Genomic DNA, 17,419 nt, shown 5'->3' with positions numbered 1-17,419 from the left:
AGGATTTTCTTTTGCAAATACTAAAACGCCAAGAAACCGATACCCTTTTATCGCTGTATTCTTGTAAGTTAGGTAGAAAGTTGTAACAAATGTAAAAGTGCTATCCATTTAGACTAAAGTTAATGAGAATGTTTCTTATTTGTAATTGTTGATTATCAAATGGAGACATCCTTGAAAACGTTAGTTTTAGTCAGTGCAGTATGCACGCTATCCAGTCCGGTATTATTTGCGCAATCCCTAGAAGACCAGAATGAAGAAGCCAAGTCTATAGAGCGAGTTGCTGTGGTAGGCGCAGCAACTAACTTAAGCATTACTGCCGAGGATATTGAGCAGTTCCAGGCAAACGATTTAGCTGACGTTTTTAGAGAGTCGCCGTCGGTCAGCGTTGGCGGTTCAGTAGGTGTAGCACAGAAAATCTTTATCCGTGGACTAGAAGATGCCTACCTGAATGTAACCGTAGATGGCGCGCAGCAAACCTCAACCCTATTTCACCACATTGGCCGCGTAACGCTAGATCCCGATCTTCTGAAGCAAATCGATGTGCAGGCTGGAGCAGGTGAAGCAACCAGTGGTCCAGGTGCTATTGGTGGTTCAATCCGCTTTAAAACCAAAGATGCGCAAGATTTATTGAGAGGCGACGAACAATTTGGTGGCCGAGTAAAAGCGAGTTATTTCTCAAACGAAGGCACCCGATATAGCGGCAGCCTTTATGGAAAGCTAAGTGATTCATGGGGTTTGCTAGGTTATTACAGTACGGTTGACAGAGATAACTTTGAAGACGGCGACGGCAACGAAGTGCTGGGTACTGCCGCAGATCAAGATCTCATGTTCCTTAAAGCCAGTGGTTACATTGCTGATAATCAATACCTTTCAATAAGTGCAGAGCAGCGCGATGAAGAGGGTGAGTTTTCGGCAAGACCTAACTGGGTAGTACTAGAAGGTGCTCCGCTTTATCCAAGTGAAGCAGAGCGTGATACTTACGTAGCAAACTACCGTTTTGACCACAGTGCACTGGTTTTCTTAGAGGCCACTGCATACCAAACTTCATCATCGTTCCGCGGTGGTCGTTTCGATTTCTTGTCTGATATCGATACCTATGGTTTTGATATTAGAAACACCACCGACATTTCAAACCATGTATTCACCTACGGAATCGACTACCGTAAAGATGAGGTAGAAAGTGGCCCTGGTGTAGGTCCTGTGCAGAACGCAGAAGAAGGCAGCGTAATGGGTATTTACGCGCAAGCTCATAGCAATATCACACCAGAGTTGTTGTTGAGCTACGGTGTTCGTTATGACGACTTTGATTTTCAGCAACAAATCTTGATCGATGACTATTACGGCACACCCGTTACCGATGAGCCATCTGGACTCGACGACAATGAACTTAGCTTTAACGTCGGTCTTGAATATCAGCTTACCGAAGCTTGGACCCTTGGTCTTGGTTACGCAGAAGCGGCGCGCGGTAAGCAAATTGGTGATGGCTTCACGCTCGACGAATATTTATATGATGGTGAGGACGTTCCCGTTGTAGCCAGTGACGTGGTGCCTGAAACTGTCACCAATATTGAAGCGTCAATCGAATACAGCGCGAATAACCTTAATGCGCGCCTTAGCGCCTATGAATCTACTATTGATGATGTGCTATTTAGCGGTTATCAAGGCAACTCGGTATTTAATAATATCGGTGACCTAGAATCATCTGGCGTAGAGTTTAACCTTGCGTATCGCTGGGACTCTGTTGACGTGTACTTTGGGTTTTCAAGCGTAGATGTTGAATTGATGCCTCGTGAAGGTCTGTACAGCGTACCCTATAACAGCATCGATATTAACGGATACGAGTTTGTTGGCTTAGGCAACAGTCGCGGTGATACGTGGGTACTAGGTGCAGATTACACCGTTACTGCAGACATTAGCGTTGGCTTTAACATCACTATGGTTGACGACATCAACATAGATACGCTACATCAGGCCGTGGAAAACGGTTGGACCGCCTCGCTTTATTCACTTAACAAAGCAGACTATACCCTAGTGGATATTTATGGCGAGTGGGAAGTCACAAACGACCTTCGCTTAAATCTGGCGGTAACGAACTTGTTTGATGAAGCGTATATCGACCATTCAAGTGTGGGTGACTACAGCGAAGTATTCCCAAGCGTTGTTGGTCCGCAAGAAGCTGGGAGAGATATTCGTTTGTCAGTGACCTTCGATTTCTAAGTGGTCTTTTCAGATGATATTTTCTTCATTTAAACGATGGGTCTTTTGGACCCATCTCTTCGCCGGACTGCTAGCTAGCGTTGTTGTTTTTATTATGGCTTTTACTGGCGTGTTGCTGACTTATGAACGCCAGTTTAAAGAACTGAGTGAAATGGCATATGCACAAACGATTGATATCGAAAAGTCGGCTATCTCAACCGATCATGTTGTTTCAATACTTCGTGAAATGCACCCTGACGAAGCGCATATTTTTGTTCGATGGGTCAATAGCGAGGGAACGGCAATTCCGGCATGGGCCGGCGAACATAGCTATCTTATTCACCCCTATACTGGTGAGGTATTACGAGAGGGTGAAGGGCTTGTTGAAGAGGCATTTCATGTCATAACTGACCTTCATCGATACCTGTTAATGGAAGGGGATTATAAATTAATTGGCAAAACCATAACGGCTTACAGCAATCTTATTTTCATTTTTTTGCTGTTGTCGGGTGTCATCATTTGGTTGCCAAAACACATATCGAAAAAGTCCTTAAAGCAGCAAATGTGGTTAAGGCAAAAGTACACGAGTAAACAACACCGCCGCAGACATTGGCATTTTGTTTTTGGCATATGGTCGCTGCCATTTTTACTTGTGATTGGGCTAACTGCAACGCTGTTTTATTTTGAATGGGCTAACAAAGCGCTCTATGGGGTGTACGGTGAACAAGTACCTGCTCGCGAGAAAAAAGCAATGCCTGAAACGCTAGATGCCGATGTTGTTAGCTATCACACGTTATTTAACCAAGCTCAGCAACATGCTAATGAGAATGGCTATCAGAATTGGTATTCGATGTGGATGGAAATTGGAAAATTGGAAGGGGTCGCACGATTTTATATCGATAAAAGTATAGGGCACCGACAAGAGCTCGCGTATTCACTGTACTTCGACACAACAAGTGGTGATATTGCTAGAGTACTGCACAAAAAAGATTGGCCTAAAGGGAGTCAGGCTTGGGGGACTTCTCGTTTTTTACATACGGGAGAATATTTCGGCTTTGTAGGACAGACTATTGCAGGGCTGGTTAGCTTGCTTTGCTGTATCTTGGTTTATACTGGTACATTACTTGGTGTGAAGAGACTTCTCAATTTGCGCAAGCAGCGTTAGAAAACTTAGGCAGGATAATGGTAATCATTAGCCCTGCCTGTTTTGTTGTATGAGTATCATTATGCGCGCCATTTTTTGCTGATATGTCGCCGCCGATAGCGGCAATCTGACGCTTTGCCAGTGCAAGCCCAAGACCAAAGCCAGAGCGCTTTGCGGCATGTACATAGTTTTTGGCCGCACGTGCCTTGTCTACCCTGAAAAAAGGTTCGAATATGGCGTCTAGCATTGATTCAGGAACGCCTGTGCCCTCGTCTGTAACAGTAATAACATAGTTATTGTTATCGCTGATAAGCGTTAAACTCACCTTGCTTTGCTCAGGGGTATGGCGAAGGGCATTGCGAATAATATTTTCCAGCGCCTGCCCCAAAGCAAGCTGGCTGCTCTTTTCAATATTCGCGCATTCAGGTGTGTCGACATACAAGGTTCTATCAGGGTATTCAAAGCGCGCATCTTCACAAATAACATTGATAAGTTCCACCAAATCAAAGTCATCGCTGTTCAATTGTGGTGATTCTGTATTTAGCCATGCAAAGGTTAGGGTATCTTCTACAAGCTCTCTCATCGTGTTGGCTTCATAACGCAGGCGTGAAAGCGCTTGTTCACGATTAATATCTTGCTCTACAAAGTCTATCGCCATATCAATGCGAGCAAGAGGCGTGCGAAGCTCGTGAGAGAGATCAGCAAGCAAACTTCTTTGATTATAAATGAGACTGCTGGTTCTTTGTGCCATCTTGTCGAACGTTTGGGCAAGCCCAGTAAGCTCGTCATTTCGCTTGGGCATTGCAGCCATTGCACGGGCTTCTAAATTGCCATTTGCGAAATCTTTTGTGGCATTTTCTAATTGCTTTAGTGGCGTCATTAGGTGTCGATACAGCATAAAACTTAATAGGCTCAATATTACCAACGGCAATGCAATTTGAAGCGTTAAGCGCGTGGCTAGCAATAACGAACCTGGACGCATACGCTGTGGAAGTTGAATTAAAAAGTGCGTGTTGTCATCGACGAACGGGACTTCCATCACAGGGTTTTCAGAAAAGTACAAATGTATTTTCCATTCGGGGCTGCGGCCTATTTGAAATCGGTCAACAAACTCATCTAACATTTGGGTGTCAGCGAATGTGGTCATTTGGGAGTTAACTACGGCAAGCCACGTGTCCTCCTTGGTTCTCACTTCTTTTAAAAAAGCAGCTAACGCTTGTTCTCCATCTTCCAGGTAGATTTTCTCCGCTTCTTGCCCATAGGAATAAAGGGTTTCTTGATGAGCTTTATCGATAAAACTCATGCTGGTCTCGGTATGATTGGTAAGCCACGCGATGGCCCAAAATAACAGAACAGTACCAACGGCAATAAATGCGCACAGTCGCCATAGCAGTTTATTTTTCACGAAAAGCGATATCCTTGACCGTGGACAGTGGCAAGGCGTTCAGGGGGCATGCCAGTCTCAACGAGCTTTTTGCGTACTCTAGACAGGTGCATATCTAAGCTTCGGTCGTACCTCGAAAAGGGTTTGTTAAGCACGCTGTGATAAAGAAATGCTTTGCTCAACGTTTCCCCTTTGTTATCTACTAACATCCAAAGAAGCTTAAATTGTATTGGTGTGAATTCGAGTAATCTAGAGTGGTATTTGGTAACTTGCTGAATGCGATTTAAATAAAGCACATCAACAATGATTTCCGACTTTTGCGCGCCTGAGTCGTTTAGTGTTTTGCTGCGTCGCAGCAGTGCGTTGATGCGAAGCATCATTTCAGTGAAATTAAAGGGCTTGGGTAAGTAGTCATCAGCGCCCTTGCGATAGCCTTCAATCCTTTCTTGTTCGGCACCTGACGCGGTGATCATCATGACAGGAGTTTGCTTTATTTGTCTGAGTTGATGTAGTAATGAAAGGCCATTCAGCGAAGGAATGCGTATGTCGAGCAGTATTAGGTCAAAGTCTTCTTCAAGCGCAGCGTGTAAACCCGCATGGCCATCGCTCTCGTGGCGAGTAACAAACCCTCGAGCCTGTAGCAGCTGTGTAATTTGTTCACTTAACGTCGCGTCATCTTCAATGATGAGTATTCGGGGTTTACACATAACGATTTTGGAAATAAATTTCATTTTATATTATTAATAATCATTATCATTTGCAACTTGTCGTTCTTGTTCTTCTCTCACTTTCATCTTGTTACAAATTTACTGTTAAGCGAATACTTTCTCGCCTTACAATGATGCTCATCTTCTTGTTGCGTACTAACGTGAGCTGTTCCAAAAACGCCTTTGATAAAAGCGACGAACATAGACACAAAATTCATGTTTATCTGCAAGACTGGAATTACAAGGACGAGATATTAAAAATGACAAGTTGTTTAAAGAAACTATCAAAACAGTGGACGTTTTTAACGCCAATTATGGCTACGGTTTCACTAGTTGTGACAGGGTGTGCTACGACTAATAAGGTTACCCAAGTAGACAGTGACGAGGCGGTAATTAAATACTCTAATGAACCTGGCTTCGAGGACAGATTCCGCAATATCTACGGCGGTTTTAAAGCATACCCTGTTACCTGTACTAATGATTGTTATCCGGCATCTACTGACATTGAGTGCGAAAGCGACATGCAGAATTGTCAGTTTGTTGGCAACAACCCGACAGTGAACTCGCACACCGGCTTTAATGTCACCTGGTTAGGGCACGCAAGTTTTATACTTAACACCGCAAGTGGTGAGCAAATACTTATCGACCCCGTGTTTGGTCAGTTTGATTGGCCTGTTAACTGGGCTTTTCGATTGGCAGAGGGGTTTAACCGCAACGAACCCGCTAAAGTAGGTGGAGACAAACTCGCACAAACCGATGCTGTGGTTTATTCCCATATTCACTATGATCATTTCAATAAAGCCGATATAGCCGAATTAGGCACAAAGCCCGAATATCTTGTTCCGTTAGGTTTCGCAGAGCACTTCCCTAATAGAGGCTACACCATTAACGAGATGGCGTGGTATACCAGCAAAAACGTAGGCAAAACCTCTATTCACTTCGTGCCTGCCCACCATTTCAGTAACCGAATTTGGGTGCCGTATTTGTACGAGGACGACAATGCGACACTGTGGGGTGGTTGGGTATTTGAGAGTGAAGGCAAAACATTGTTCTTTGCGGGGGATACGGGATATTCACCGCACTTCAAGGATATTAAAGCGCGCTTTGGTGAAATAGATGTTTGCCTGTTACCTATAGCGTCTTATTTTAGCGAAACCTCGCCTAAATGGTATCGCAAGGTACATACAACGCCAGAAGATGCCATTGTTGCCGCCCAAGACCTAGGCTGTAAAGCCGTAGTGCCTTGGGGCTATGGAAATGCCAGCTGGATGATGGGTGACAAGACGTCACATTCTGCGCTATTTCGACTGATGAAAATGAAGCAGCAGCTAAACCCTGCAATGCCTTGGGTTATTTTGAATGAAGGTGAGCGAGCGTCTTTTTAATTTAAGCTAGGGATAAATGGCCTATTTATCCGCAATCTTATCTGCAATTTTTTGGCATTTTCCCCGCCATTCATCATCAAGCGGTTCAAGTTTCGCTAGCTTTTGGGCCAGGGCTTTGTCGGCTTTGGTATGGACGCATTGCATTAGGGTGTGAACATTAACGGTATCTTCCTCACGGTGCAGCAGTGTTACTTCGTCGCCAACATTGATGGTTCCGGTTTTAATAACCCGGTAATACCAGCCAGTGATACCTCGTTCACCAACAAATCTGTCTAAATTGGGAATTTCGAAGCGTTGCGAGATTTTATTGCAAGGGGCACGGGGTGCACTTACTTGCAGTTCTACCTCGCCGAACTTCCATATATCGCCGATATAAACGGTAGCATCGTCCATGCCCTCTACACTGATGTTTTCGCCAATGCTGCCCAGCGAAAATTCGCCTTCAGGAAAATGCTTTCTTAATGTCAGATAGTTGGTCGGGTTGAACTGATGCAGCACTTTCTCCGGTCCACCGTGAAGGCGTTTGTTGGCCTGTTCGTCTTCATCGGTTCTGTCCATATGTACCGTTAACGCGTCGACGGGGGCTTTAACAATACTGCTTGGTGCCCCACGAGGGCCTAGCGGCTGAGGCTTTCCAGCAAACAGAGCGTTAACAGAAAATGAGGTAGACATGGCATCTCCAAAAATTATTTTTGTGCATTTAAACCTTTCTACTATAGGGTACGACTAACCTTATAACACTAACAAGTGCTTATACCAGTCCGCATAGATAATTACCTGCATCTTCTGAGTGGGCAATTATCTATACGGATTGGTATTTTCCACAAATAACAAAGAGAAATTAATGGAACACACACAACAACGTGTTGTACACGCCAATGTGGTGTTTGGTAATCAAAGCGAAAGCGCGCTGATATCTAAAGCGAAAAAGGGCGATAAGCAGGCGTTTCGGTCCCTTTACGAAGAACATATTGGGCGAGTCTACGCCCTTTGTTACCGGCTTACAGGTGAAAAGGGGCTGGCAGAAGATGCGTCACAAGAAGTCTTTATTCAGCTATGGAAAAAGCTTGGTAATTTTGATGGGCAAAGCCAATTTTCTACGTGGTTACACAGCGTTACAGCAAACATTACCATTTCCTATATGCGCAAGCAGAAAGGCTGGGTACAGCGAATGCTCAATTTGGAAAGCAGCGGTATTAACGAGATGCCGGCTGAAGAAAACTGCGCCAATGTGGATTTAGAAGCATTAGTCATTCGCCTACCCGAGCGAGCCAGAATGGTTTTTGTACTCCATGCACTTGAAGGTTACAGACACGAAGACATTGCCAACATGTTGAACATGGCAGTGGGCTCTAGCAAAGCACAGTTTTTTCGTGCTAAGCACTTATTGAGAGGTTTTATGGGAGTCGATGATGAGTAATTTTGACGACAAGCTTGCTCAGCATATTTGTGAGATATCGAAAGAGAAGCAGCCAGAACGAGATTTGTGGCGAGGTATTGAACTCGGCATCACATCGCAGCAAGACGACGCTTCACAAGATGACGCTTTATCATCTGCGGTCTCATCAAAACAGTGGATGGCAATCGCCGCAAGCGCTTGTTTAGTTTCTTTATTGTGGTTCGCTGCTTCTTTTGCGTTTAAAGCTGATGAAAGTCGACGCGATGGCTATGCCCTGATTGACGCAATGAGTATGCAGCAGCAACAACAAGTGAATAGTCTTCTTGCTAGTTATGAAAGTACAACAGCGCTAACGGAAGATTGGCAAGAGCAATTAAAAGAATTGGACGATGCTGCAGATGTTATTAAAGCGGCATTAAAGGACGATCCAGACAACTCAGCATTAATCAAAATGCTGCATCACGTATATCAACAGCAAATTGCCTTAATTGAGCGAGTGCACGCGCCAAAGTGGCAGCATATATAAAAAGGGTTTAAAGATGACTATGAATACGAAAAACGCATTGTTGCACACGTTTAAAACGCCTGTTGTGGCTAAGGTGCTCTTCACTACAGCGCTGCTCAGTGTCGCAACTGCAGCATATGCAGGTGAAAAAGTAGATAAGACCATCGACACATCGTCTTCGCCGAAGGTCGATGTTGAGCACATTAACGGAAAAGCTGATATTCGAGTATGGGACAAGGCTCAGGTTCGTGTTACCGGTGAACTTGGCGATCAAACCGAGGAGTTTATCTTTGAACGACGCGGAGATGTTGTGGTGATACACGTTGAAGTGGAGCGCCATTCAAAAAGCTGGTTCAATAAAGAAAAAGATGGCGACGACCTTGTAATCTATATACCTTCGGCAAGCGACCTTCATTACACCGCCGTCAATGCAGACCTTATTGCAGAAGGTATAACAAAAGCCGTAGACATAGAGGTTGTAAACGGCGACGTAACCCTTAAAAACATAGGTGAGCGGGTTGAAGTTGACTCGGTCAATGGCGATATCGTGCTTGAGAATGTGAGAGGCCGTTTAGAAGCGGAAACAGTGAATGGCGAAATTGAAGCGTCACACTCAGGAAACACGTCAGTGAGCTTTGCCTCTGTGAACGGTAAACTTGACATCACCTCTGATAGCCCTGATGTATCTATAGAAACAGTGAATGGCCGAATTGATGCATCACTTCAAGCGGTGGACGCACTGCAAATAAATACGGTCAATGGAAGGACTTATGCAAGTTTAGGTCTTAATAAGAACGGTAGCGTAAAAGCGAATTCTGTAGGCGGTGCGATGGAATTTGTTTTTCAAGATGGCTTATCGGCACAATTCGATATTGAGACGCATGCTGGTGGCAATATTGTAAACAATCTCAGTGATGACAAGTCTCAAAAGCCAAAGTATGGTCCGGGTAGCTGGCTGCGCTTTATCCACAACGGTGGCGCGGCAAATGTAGACATCTCTACGGTACATGGGCGAATTGAAATAGACCAAAAGTGAATAAGCTATAGACAACGCAATTGATACTTTAGGTTGAAAAAATGAATTTAGTCCACATTTATTAATTAGATATGTGGTTATTGTTGAAAAGCTGCGAGTAATTGCAGCTTTTTTTGTTTGGTCGCTAAAAATGCGTGGCTGAGCGTTTCTAAGTAACAAAAGTACTTTTTTATAGTTCTTAGTAACAAAGCAGCTAACCTTAACGCTTCACCCACGTCATCACATGGTTCGTTATTTTTTCATTGGAGGTAAAATTGAGTATTGTTGGACACGTCAAAAGGTTTTGGCGATTTCATGGTCTAATTCTCGGTGCGTTTGGAATATGCGCATTTACGCTAGGCTGTGCTGTTCAGGAACCCGCTTATTATGAAAGTACTTGGGTTGTAACTAAGGCCTATAATGTAGGTGTCTCAGCTCACTCTTCTATAGAGTCAGAAAAATTCTTGGGGCGCTCGGTAACGTATGCTTCAGACTCGGCTAAACTCGATCAGACATCATGTGAAACGCCACAGTATTCAACAAAAGACATCAGTCATAACGATTTTTACGCTGCTTTTAACGCCTATCCGGCTTCCCTAGGCTTCAGCGACGATACTATCACTCAAGTAAGTTTGTCTTGTGTAGATAATTATCAAACCATTGGTTCTACCCTTATTTTTCAGGAACAAGGCCGCACTTATACCTTGATAGACGGTACTTTTTTAAAGTTAGAGAAAACCCTTTAGCTCCGCCGTGTTTTTGAACTGTCGCGATAAAAGACCTGCTTACTTTGTTGAGAGATGTGCGCTAAAAGCGCATAATAACCAACTGACTTTTTTGCATTGGAATAGGTTTGACTTGTGGCGTCTGCGTCTAAAAGCGATAAAAATGTTGATAAATTGAAGGTTCCACCTCATAGTATTGAGGCCGAGCAGTCTGTTTTAGGCAGCATGCTTATCGACCCTGAAAGCTGGGACAAAGTCGCGGAACTCGTTACTGATAACGACTTTTACAACCGTTCTCACCAAATTATCTATCGTGCTATTACCCGCTTGCTTAATAGCAGTCAGCCTATTGACCTAATTACCGTTTCAGAAGAACTCGAAAAACACGATGAGTTAGAAGATGCCGGCGGCTTTGCGTATTTAGGTGAGCTAGCTAAAAACACGCCAAGCTCTGCAAATGTGGTGTCTTATGCGCAAATTATCAGCGAACGGGCCATAACACGGGAGCTAATCGGCGTAGCCCATGAAATTGCTGAAGTAGGCTACAACCCTGAAGGCCGAGACAGTGCCGATATTCTTGATCTTGCGGAAAGTAAAGTCTTTGAAATCGCCGAGCGAAGAACCGGTGAAAATGAAGGTCCCCGTGATGTCGAGTCTATTCTCGGCAAGACCATCGACCGCCTAGAAGAGTTGGTGAAAACTAATAAAGAAGTAACGGGTGTCACAACTGGCTTTACCGATTTAGATAAAATGACCAGTGGTATGCAGCCGTCGGACCTCATCATTGTGGCGGCGCGTCCATCGATGGGTAAAACGACCTTCGCCATGAACTTGATTGAAAACGCCATGATGGCAGAAGATAAACCGGTATTGGTTTTCAGTCTTGAAATGCCTTCAGAACAAATCATGATGCGTATGTTGGCATCATTAAGCCGGGTTGATCAAACGAAAATTCGTACCGCTCAGCTAGACGATGAAGACTGGGCGCGCATATCTAATACAATGGCCATGCTGAAAGATAAAGACAGTCTTTTCGTTGACGATTCGTCAGGCCTTACTCCTATGGATGTGCGAAGCCGAGCCCGCAAGCTAGCGCGAGAGCGAGGTGGAATAAGCCTTATTATGGTGGACTACCTTCAATTAATGCGTGTGCCTTCATTAAGTGATAATCGTACGTTAGAAATTGCGGAAATTTCTCGTTCATTAAAGGCGTTGGCGAAAGAACTTGAAGTGCCAGTAGTTGCACTGTCGCAGCTAAACCGTACGCTAGAGCAGCGTGCCGATAAACGACCGGTAAACTCTGACCTTCGTGAATCTGGCTCAATCGAGCAGGACGCCGACCTTATCATGTTCATCTACCGCGACGAGGTATATCACGAAAACAGTGAATACAAGGGTATTGCAGAAATCATTATCGGTAAACAGCGTAACGGGCCAATAGGCACTTGCCGATTAACATTCCAGGGTCAATTTTCACGCTTTGATAACTACGCGGGGCCAGCCATTGCCGACGAGTATTAATGTTTTCCTGTGGCTAACTTGCTAATAAGCTCGCTAGCTTTTACAGATAAATGAGAGGTAGCGGTTTCAATATTGCGCTCATTAATAAAAATCGATAGACATAAAAAAGGCGCCTTCCGGCGCCTTTTCTCAATTCATATCGAATGAATTATTTTTCTTCAGCTACTTTCACTGTATCTTTAACTGTCACTGAAATGCGACGGTTAATACGGTGAGCTTCAGCATTGTTACCTTCGTCTAGAAGCTGAGTTTCGCCGTAGCCAACAGTATCTAGGCGAGCGCTATCAATACCGTACATATCTACCATAACTTCTTTAAAGTTAGCAGCGCGGCGCTTAGAAAGGTCCATGTTGTATGCCTCTGTACCTGGTGCAGAAGTGTGACCTTCGATTACCGCAGTTGTTGAAGGATACTGCTTCATGAACTCAGCGAATTCAGAGATTTCTGGATCTTTTGGCATTTTAACTACAGCACTTTCGTTATCGAAAAGAACGCGTAGTGTAATTTCTACCGTTTCTTCGTCAAACACTGTACAGCCTTTAGCATCTACTTTAACACCAGCAGGTGTATCAGGGCACATGTCTTTGCTGTCTACAACGCCATCGTTATCGCTATCTTTAATTGCACATCCAGTCGCATCTACCTTTGTGCCGGCAGGTGTGTTTGGACATTTGTCAACGCTGTTCAATACGCCATCGTTGTCGTCATCAATGCTACAACCTGTTGCGTCCACGCGAACACCAGCAGGCGTCATAGGGCACTGATCTTTGCTGTCTACAACACCATCGTTGTCACTGTCTTTCGGAGCAGATGGCGTTGATTTTCCAAACGGAATAGCCAGACCAAGTTTAACGCTATAATCATTATAGCTTTCACCGAAGTCATGATATGCAGCAATTTCGGTAACTAGTTTGTACGATTCGCTTACATTCCAATGTTTACCAATACCGATGTTTCCAAGAGTAGTAGACTCACCAACCGACTGGCGCTTGATACCACCAAATAGGAACCAAGCGTCATCTGGCATAAAGTACATAGCGTCAACGCCAGTCATTTCACCACTGTCATCACTAGAGTCAGTGTAATCTAAATCTAAAGCGGTAAATTCGATACGCGCCGCCCAGCTTTGCGTGAATCTAAAACCGTATTCGAATGTCATGCCTTGACCGTCATCAGTAACTCTGTTGCCGGTTAGGTCATTTGGGCGAGATTCGTCCGTGTTGTAATACATGCCAGAAACAGCACCCCAGCTTTTGTATGCCGGTTCTTCTGATTCTTGAGCAAATGCGTGTGTTGATGATAGTACTGCAAGAGACAGCGCTGCCATTTTAAAATGTTGTTTCATAGTCACATCCTGTTAAACGTTGAGTGATTATCGATTTTTGATAATTTTGTATCGTGCTTAGAAAATTAGTAAGCACGATGTGTGCCATTTATAATGTGGGTTATGCTGCTATCCCTTGTAATGTGGCAACTATTGTTCGTCTTCCACCGTTGTCTCGGTGTTCGCCGAGTATTATTCCTTGCCATGTTCCTAGCATAAGCTTGCCTTGTTGGACAGGAATCGTAAGCTGACACCCTAGTATACTCGATTTTATATGAGCAGGCATATCATCTTTACCTTCATAAGTATGCCTGAAAAAAGAAAGCTCTTCTTTTACACTATGGTTGAAATATGCTTCTAAGTCTTGACGCACCGTAGGGTCAGCATTTTCATTGATTGTAAGACTTGCACTCGTGTGTTGAAGAAAAAGGTGCAATAACCCAACTTCAACCCTTTTTATCGATGGCAGCGACGATTCAATCCGTTGAGTGATGAGATGGAAGCCCCTTGGGAAACGCTCGAGTGTAATTTTTTCAGACTGCCATATATTATTTGTCAAAACAAATTTCCAAATGAGCAAGCCCTTCGTCGCACATAAAAGGAAGGATAATTTTAGCACCGTCAACTTGGTGACTTATGGTATGTTGCCTTCCTGATACCACAATAGGGGTGGCCATTCCAAACTCGTACCCGCGTTCTGCAAGGTCTCGTTTTGCGTTACCACATATCATGTTGGTAACTTCCCCAACCATATCGCCGACTTCAGCGTCTAATTTCTCTGGACGCTCGCCCACCATTCTTTCCATGATTGTTAACGCCAAATTTTCATCGAACGTTATTGACATAGAGCCCCTTACGTCAGGTCCAACCATGCCAATAAGACCAGATACATCACCTTTGGCTATATCGCTTTGCTTGCGCTTTGGTTTGCCGGGTGTAAGTTTTGTTTGCGCCATGGTTTCCATAACGTTTAACAGACCTGCGATGAAAGGGTTAACGAAATCAGCATTCATGTTGTTTCTCCTCCATAGACGCTTTTTCTGATTGCTTACAATCAGAACATAAGCCATGTGCTTCTATCGTCTGCTTAAAAACCTTAAAGCCGTGCTGCTCAGCTTGGTTTTGAAGTGTTTCCTGTAAGCCCTCTGACTGTATCTCTACAACATCACCACAGCTATCGCAAATCAAAAATTGCACCGGGTGATTACATCCGAAGTGATAGCAAGCTACAAAAGCGTTGGTGGATTCTAAGCGATGAATAAGTCCGAAATCCAAAAGAAAATCTAATGCGCGATACACGGTTGCTGGCTTGGCGCTGGACTCAGTTTCTTTTAGTTCATCAAGCAACTCATAAGCACCCATCGGGCCGTGCTTTGCAACCAGAATTTCGTATACCTTTTCTCGTAAAGGAGTGAATCTGGCTCCTCGTTGTTCGCAAAACGCTCGTGCTTTATGGATCAGCGTTGATTTATTCATGGACGACAACCGTAATCTCGACTTTCATTGTTATAATAAAGCGTCACTTTAGGATCACGTTTTCGTGAGCGTGCGCTGTAATTTTTTATCTCTGATATGAGCTAGCACCTAGCGCCCTCTTTTTATCAAGTTGGCATTAGGTGTTCCACTCACTCAACGCGTTCTCAATGCCATTACTTGAACAGTTAATGACCCTTCACGCGATGTTAGCTTCAGTATAACACTGTGTTCTTGCGACACAAATTTTGGTCACCATATTCGGGCTCTAGCGTTCAAGTATTTTGTGTTAATGTTTAGCGATTGTTGATCTCTGTACCGCCATATTTATCTAGATTACTAAACCACACGTGGCGCGCCTTGATCAAAATGCGTTTATCTCATACTAGATTCTTACAGCAGAGATCAATACGCTCTAATAAGCATAAGGGGTAATGCAAGATGATGATAAAACTACACGAAGAAAAGATGGCAACCAAACGCGCAATTTGGGTTGTGTTTAGCCGTTCTAAAATTCTCGTTCGAGAGCAGGATAAAACAGTTCCTATCGGTTTGATCTCAGATTTTCCTTTTCTTGCTGCATACAGTGACAGCATTCATCAATTACCGCCGCTTAATGAGACTGCACATAAAGAGATGCCGGTTTTTGTCGTTGATCTCGGTTCACAGCGCTTTGACGAGCCTGGCTGGGAGAGAGCATCTTTACGACAGTTGCTTTACAGTGAACCAGGCGCTGCGTTTTCTATTTTCGGGAGAGCGTGGCAATACGTTCATTTTATCCGTACCCATCAATTTTGCGGCCAATGTGGAGCGAAAACCGAATTAGTTAGCTGGGAAATGGCCGTGCACTGTCACCAATGTCAACACCGAAGCTACCCTCGAGTTTCACCGTGTATCATTGTTTCAATTCACAACAGAAAACAAATACTGCTAGCGAGAGGTGTACGTCACAAAGAGGCTAACATGTATTCGACGTTAGCTGGTTTTGTTGAGAGTGGGGAAGACCTAGAGCAAGCTGTCCATCGAGAGGTATTTGAAGAGGTGGGTGTTAAGGTGAAAAATTTACAATATTTTGGCAGTCAACCTTGGCCTTTTCCGCACTCTTTGATGATAGGCTTCATTGCGGAATATGATAGCGGTGATATTAAATGCCAAGAAAATGAAATTGATGATGCTCAGTGGTTTGATGCAGAATGTCTTCCGAACATACCGCCCCGATTATCGATAGCAGGTAAGCTGATTGAAAAGACACTGTCTCTAATCGCCGACAAATAAAAAACCCTGCGAAAGCAGGGTCTCAATAGGTTGCACGGTCCCTTTCAGGGCTTCTTTATTTTTCTACATTTAGTAATAGCAAACCCGCTTACGCAGTGCAAGCAGAAATTGGGAGTATGTTTCATCTTTTATTTTTGTGGTTACGTCGCAAGTTTTTACAGGCCTTGTTTTTTACATAGGTTTTAACACACCTTGCTCAAGAATACTGGTATACTTGAGCGCTTAATTGTCTTCAGTTATTTAGGTGAGTTATATGTCGCAAAATTTCCCCAGTGTTGATAAGCCCGCGTTGAAGAACGATCGTTATTTACGTGCGTTACTTAAGCAGCCGGTTGATGTCACACCTGTATGGATGATGCGACAAGCAGGGCGTTACCTTCCAGAATATAAGGCAACGCGGGCAGAAGCTGGCGACTTTATGTCTCTGTGCAAAAACGCCGAGCTTGCGTGTGAAGTTACATTGCAACCTTTACGTCGTTTCCCTCTCGACGCTGCAATTCTCTTTTCGGATATTTTGACCATTCCAGATGCGATGGGCCTCGGTCTTTACTTTGAAACAGGTGAAGGCCCACGCTTTAAAAATCCAATCACGTGTAAAGCAGATGTGGATAAAATTGGCCTTCCTGATCCAGAAGGCGAATTACAGTACGTAATGAACGCCGTCCGTACCATTCGCCGTGAGCTTAAAGGTGAAGTGCCGTTAATTGGTTTTTCTGGAAGCCCTTGGACGCTAGCGACATACATGGTTGAAGGTGGTTCAAGTAAAGCCTTTACTAAAATTAAAAAAATGGCCTTTGCTGAGCCAGCAACGCTTCATGCGTTACTAGCAAAACTGGCTGATTCTGTTACCGAGTACTTAAATGCTCAAATCGCTGCGGGCGCGCAGTCAGTCATGGTATTTGATACCTGGGGCGGCGTGTTATCTCCTCGCGACTACAAAGCGTTCTCGCTTCAATACATGGAGCGCATCGTAAATGGACTGACCCGCGAAAACGAAGGTAGAAAAGTGCCTGTTACCTTGTTTACAAAAAACGGGGGCATGTGGCTTGAATCGATTGCGGCAACAGGCTGTGACGCAGTAGGTTTAGATTGGACTATCGACATCAAAGAGGCGCGTGCGCGCATTGGCGATAAGGTAGCGCTTCAGGGTAACATGGACCCTTCAATGTTGTATGCTCAGCCGCAAAGAATCGAGCAAGAAGTGGCGTCTATTTTAGAAGGTTACGGCGAAGGAAGCGGTCACGTATTTAATTTAGGCCATGGTATTCACCTAGACGTACCACCTGAGAATGCCGGTGTTTTCGTTAATGCGGTACACGAACTTAGTAAGCAATATCACAAGTAAGCGACTTCAATAAAGGAAGTG

General features: G+C 44.2%; 17 protein-coding genes. 10 read left to right on the top strand and 7 right to left on the bottom strand.

The annotated features are described in order from the left end of the window. The first annotated feature begins 171 nt into the window (after positions 1-171). Both BK026_RS13230 and BK026_RS13225 read left to right on the top strand, forming a co-directional pair. A complete protein-coding gene (locus BK026_RS13230; RefSeq protein ID WP_071817652.1) occupies positions 172-2,217 on the top strand; it encodes a TonB-dependent receptor in 2,046 nt (681 codons plus the stop codon). Positions 2,218-2,230: 13 nt separating this feature from the next. Then, positions 2,231-3,361, top strand: coding sequence for a PepSY domain-containing protein (locus BK026_RS13225; RefSeq protein ID WP_071816240.1), 1,131 nt, complete (start codon positions 2,231-2,233; stop codon positions 3,359-3,361). Here the strand turns inward: BK026_RS13225 and BK026_RS13220 are convergent. Both BK026_RS13220 and BK026_RS13215 read right to left on the bottom strand, forming a co-directional pair. After that, positions 3,339-4,745: a sensor histidine kinase gene (locus BK026_RS13220; protein WP_071816239.1), complete on the bottom strand. Its 1,407-nt coding sequence runs from the start codon at positions 4,743-4,745 to the stop codon at positions 3,339-3,341. The genes BK026_RS13225 and BK026_RS13220 overlap by 23 nt on opposite strands. Continuing rightward, entirely contained in the window at positions 4,742-5,431 is a 690-nt protein-coding gene (locus BK026_RS13215; RefSeq protein WP_071816238.1) for a response regulator transcription factor, read from the bottom strand. The genes BK026_RS13220 and BK026_RS13215 overlap by 4 nt, the downstream gene beginning before the upstream one ends. A gap of 260 nt (positions 5,432-5,691) precedes the next feature. Between BK026_RS13215 and BK026_RS13210 the strand changes: the two genes are divergently transcribed. Beyond that, the gene (locus tag BK026_RS13210; protein WP_083575167.1) at positions 5,692-6,816 is read left to right on the top strand and encodes an MBL fold metallo-hydrolase; all 1,125 of its coding nucleotides are present in this window, start codon (positions 5,692-5,694) and stop codon (positions 6,814-6,816) included. Between the two features lie 21 nt (positions 6,817-6,837). On the opposite strand, the gene BK026_RS13205 is transcribed toward BK026_RS13210, so the two are convergent. Next, positions 6,838-7,488 (bottom strand): MOSC domain-containing protein, encoded by a 651-nt coding sequence (locus BK026_RS13205; RefSeq protein WP_071816237.1) that lies wholly within the window; start codon positions 7,486-7,488, stop codon positions 6,838-6,840. A gap of 172 nt (positions 7,489-7,660) precedes the next feature. On the opposite strand from BK026_RS13205, the gene BK026_RS13200 reads away from it, so the two are divergent. The 5 genes from BK026_RS13200 (at position 7,661) to dnaB (ending at position 11,981) form a co-directional block, all read left to right on the top strand. Further along, a complete protein-coding gene (locus BK026_RS13200; RefSeq protein WP_071816236.1) occupies positions 7,661-8,236 on the top strand; it encodes an RNA polymerase sigma factor in 576 nt (191 codons plus the stop codon). After that, positions 8,229-8,741: a hypothetical protein gene (locus BK026_RS13195; protein WP_071816235.1), complete on the top strand. Its 513-nt coding sequence runs from the start codon at positions 8,229-8,231 to the stop codon at positions 8,739-8,741. Before BK026_RS13200 ends, BK026_RS13195 begins: the two co-directional genes overlap by 8 nt. 13 nt (positions 8,742-8,754) lie before the next feature. Continuing rightward, entirely contained in the window at positions 8,755-9,756 is a 1,002-nt protein-coding gene (locus BK026_RS13190; RefSeq protein WP_083575092.1) for a DUF4097 family beta strand repeat-containing protein, read from the top strand. A 254-nt stretch (positions 9,757-10,010) separates the two neighbouring features. After that, positions 10,011-10,481 carry a hypothetical protein gene (locus BK026_RS13185; protein ID WP_071817649.1) on the top strand — a complete coding sequence of 157 codons (471 nt, stop codon included), beginning with the start codon at positions 10,011-10,013 and terminating at the stop codon, positions 10,479-10,481. A gap of 114 nt (positions 10,482-10,595) precedes the next feature. Further along, positions 10,596-11,981: a replicative DNA helicase gene (dnaB, locus tag BK026_RS13180; RefSeq protein ID WP_071816234.1), complete on the top strand. Its 1,386-nt coding sequence runs from the start codon at positions 10,596-10,598 to the stop codon at positions 11,979-11,981. A gap of 148 nt (positions 11,982-12,129) precedes the next feature. On the opposite strand, the gene BK026_RS13175 is transcribed toward dnaB, so the two are convergent. From BK026_RS13175 to BK026_RS13160, 4 genes are all read right to left on the bottom strand, one after another. Then, positions 12,130-13,326, bottom strand: a complete 1,197-nt coding sequence (locus BK026_RS13175) for an OmpA family protein (protein ID WP_071816233.1) — start codon at positions 13,324-13,326, stop codon at positions 12,130-12,132. Positions 13,327-13,426: 100 nt separating this feature from the next. Next, positions 13,427-13,864: a secondary thiamine-phosphate synthase enzyme YjbQ gene (locus BK026_RS13170; RefSeq protein ID WP_083575091.1), complete on the bottom strand. Its 438-nt coding sequence runs from the start codon at positions 13,862-13,864 to the stop codon at positions 13,427-13,429. Continuing rightward, positions 13,854-14,318 (bottom strand): chemotaxis protein CheX, encoded by a 465-nt coding sequence (locus tag BK026_RS13165; protein ID WP_071816232.1) that lies wholly within the window; start codon positions 14,316-14,318, stop codon positions 13,854-13,856. The genes BK026_RS13170 and BK026_RS13165 overlap by 11 nt, the downstream gene beginning before the upstream one ends. Continuing rightward, positions 14,308-14,781: a transcriptional repressor gene (locus BK026_RS13160; protein ID WP_071816231.1), complete on the bottom strand. Its 474-nt coding sequence runs from the start codon at positions 14,779-14,781 to the stop codon at positions 14,308-14,310. The genes BK026_RS13165 and BK026_RS13160 overlap by 11 nt, the downstream gene beginning before the upstream one ends. Positions 14,782-15,219: 438 nt before the next feature. Between BK026_RS13160 and nudC the strand changes: the two genes are divergently transcribed. Further along, a complete protein-coding gene (gene nudC, locus BK026_RS13155) occupies positions 15,220-16,053 on the top strand; it encodes an NAD(+) diphosphatase (RefSeq protein WP_083575090.1) in 834 nt (277 codons plus the stop codon). Positions 16,054-16,306: 253 nt separating this feature from the next. After that, positions 16,307-17,398 carry a uroporphyrinogen decarboxylase gene (hemE, locus tag BK026_RS13150; RefSeq protein WP_071816230.1) on the top strand — a complete coding sequence of 364 codons (1,092 nt, stop codon included), beginning with the start codon at positions 16,307-16,309 and terminating at the stop codon, positions 17,396-17,398. Positions 17,399-17,419 lie beyond the last annotated feature (21 nt).

The organism is Alteromonas sp. V450 (assembly GCF_001885075.1).
Taxonomy (GTDB): Bacteria; Pseudomonadota; Gammaproteobacteria; order Enterobacterales; family Alteromonadaceae; genus Alteromonas.
The sequence above is the reverse complement of the archived record's forward strand: the minus strand, read 5'-3'. Positions and strand labels throughout refer to the sequence as shown.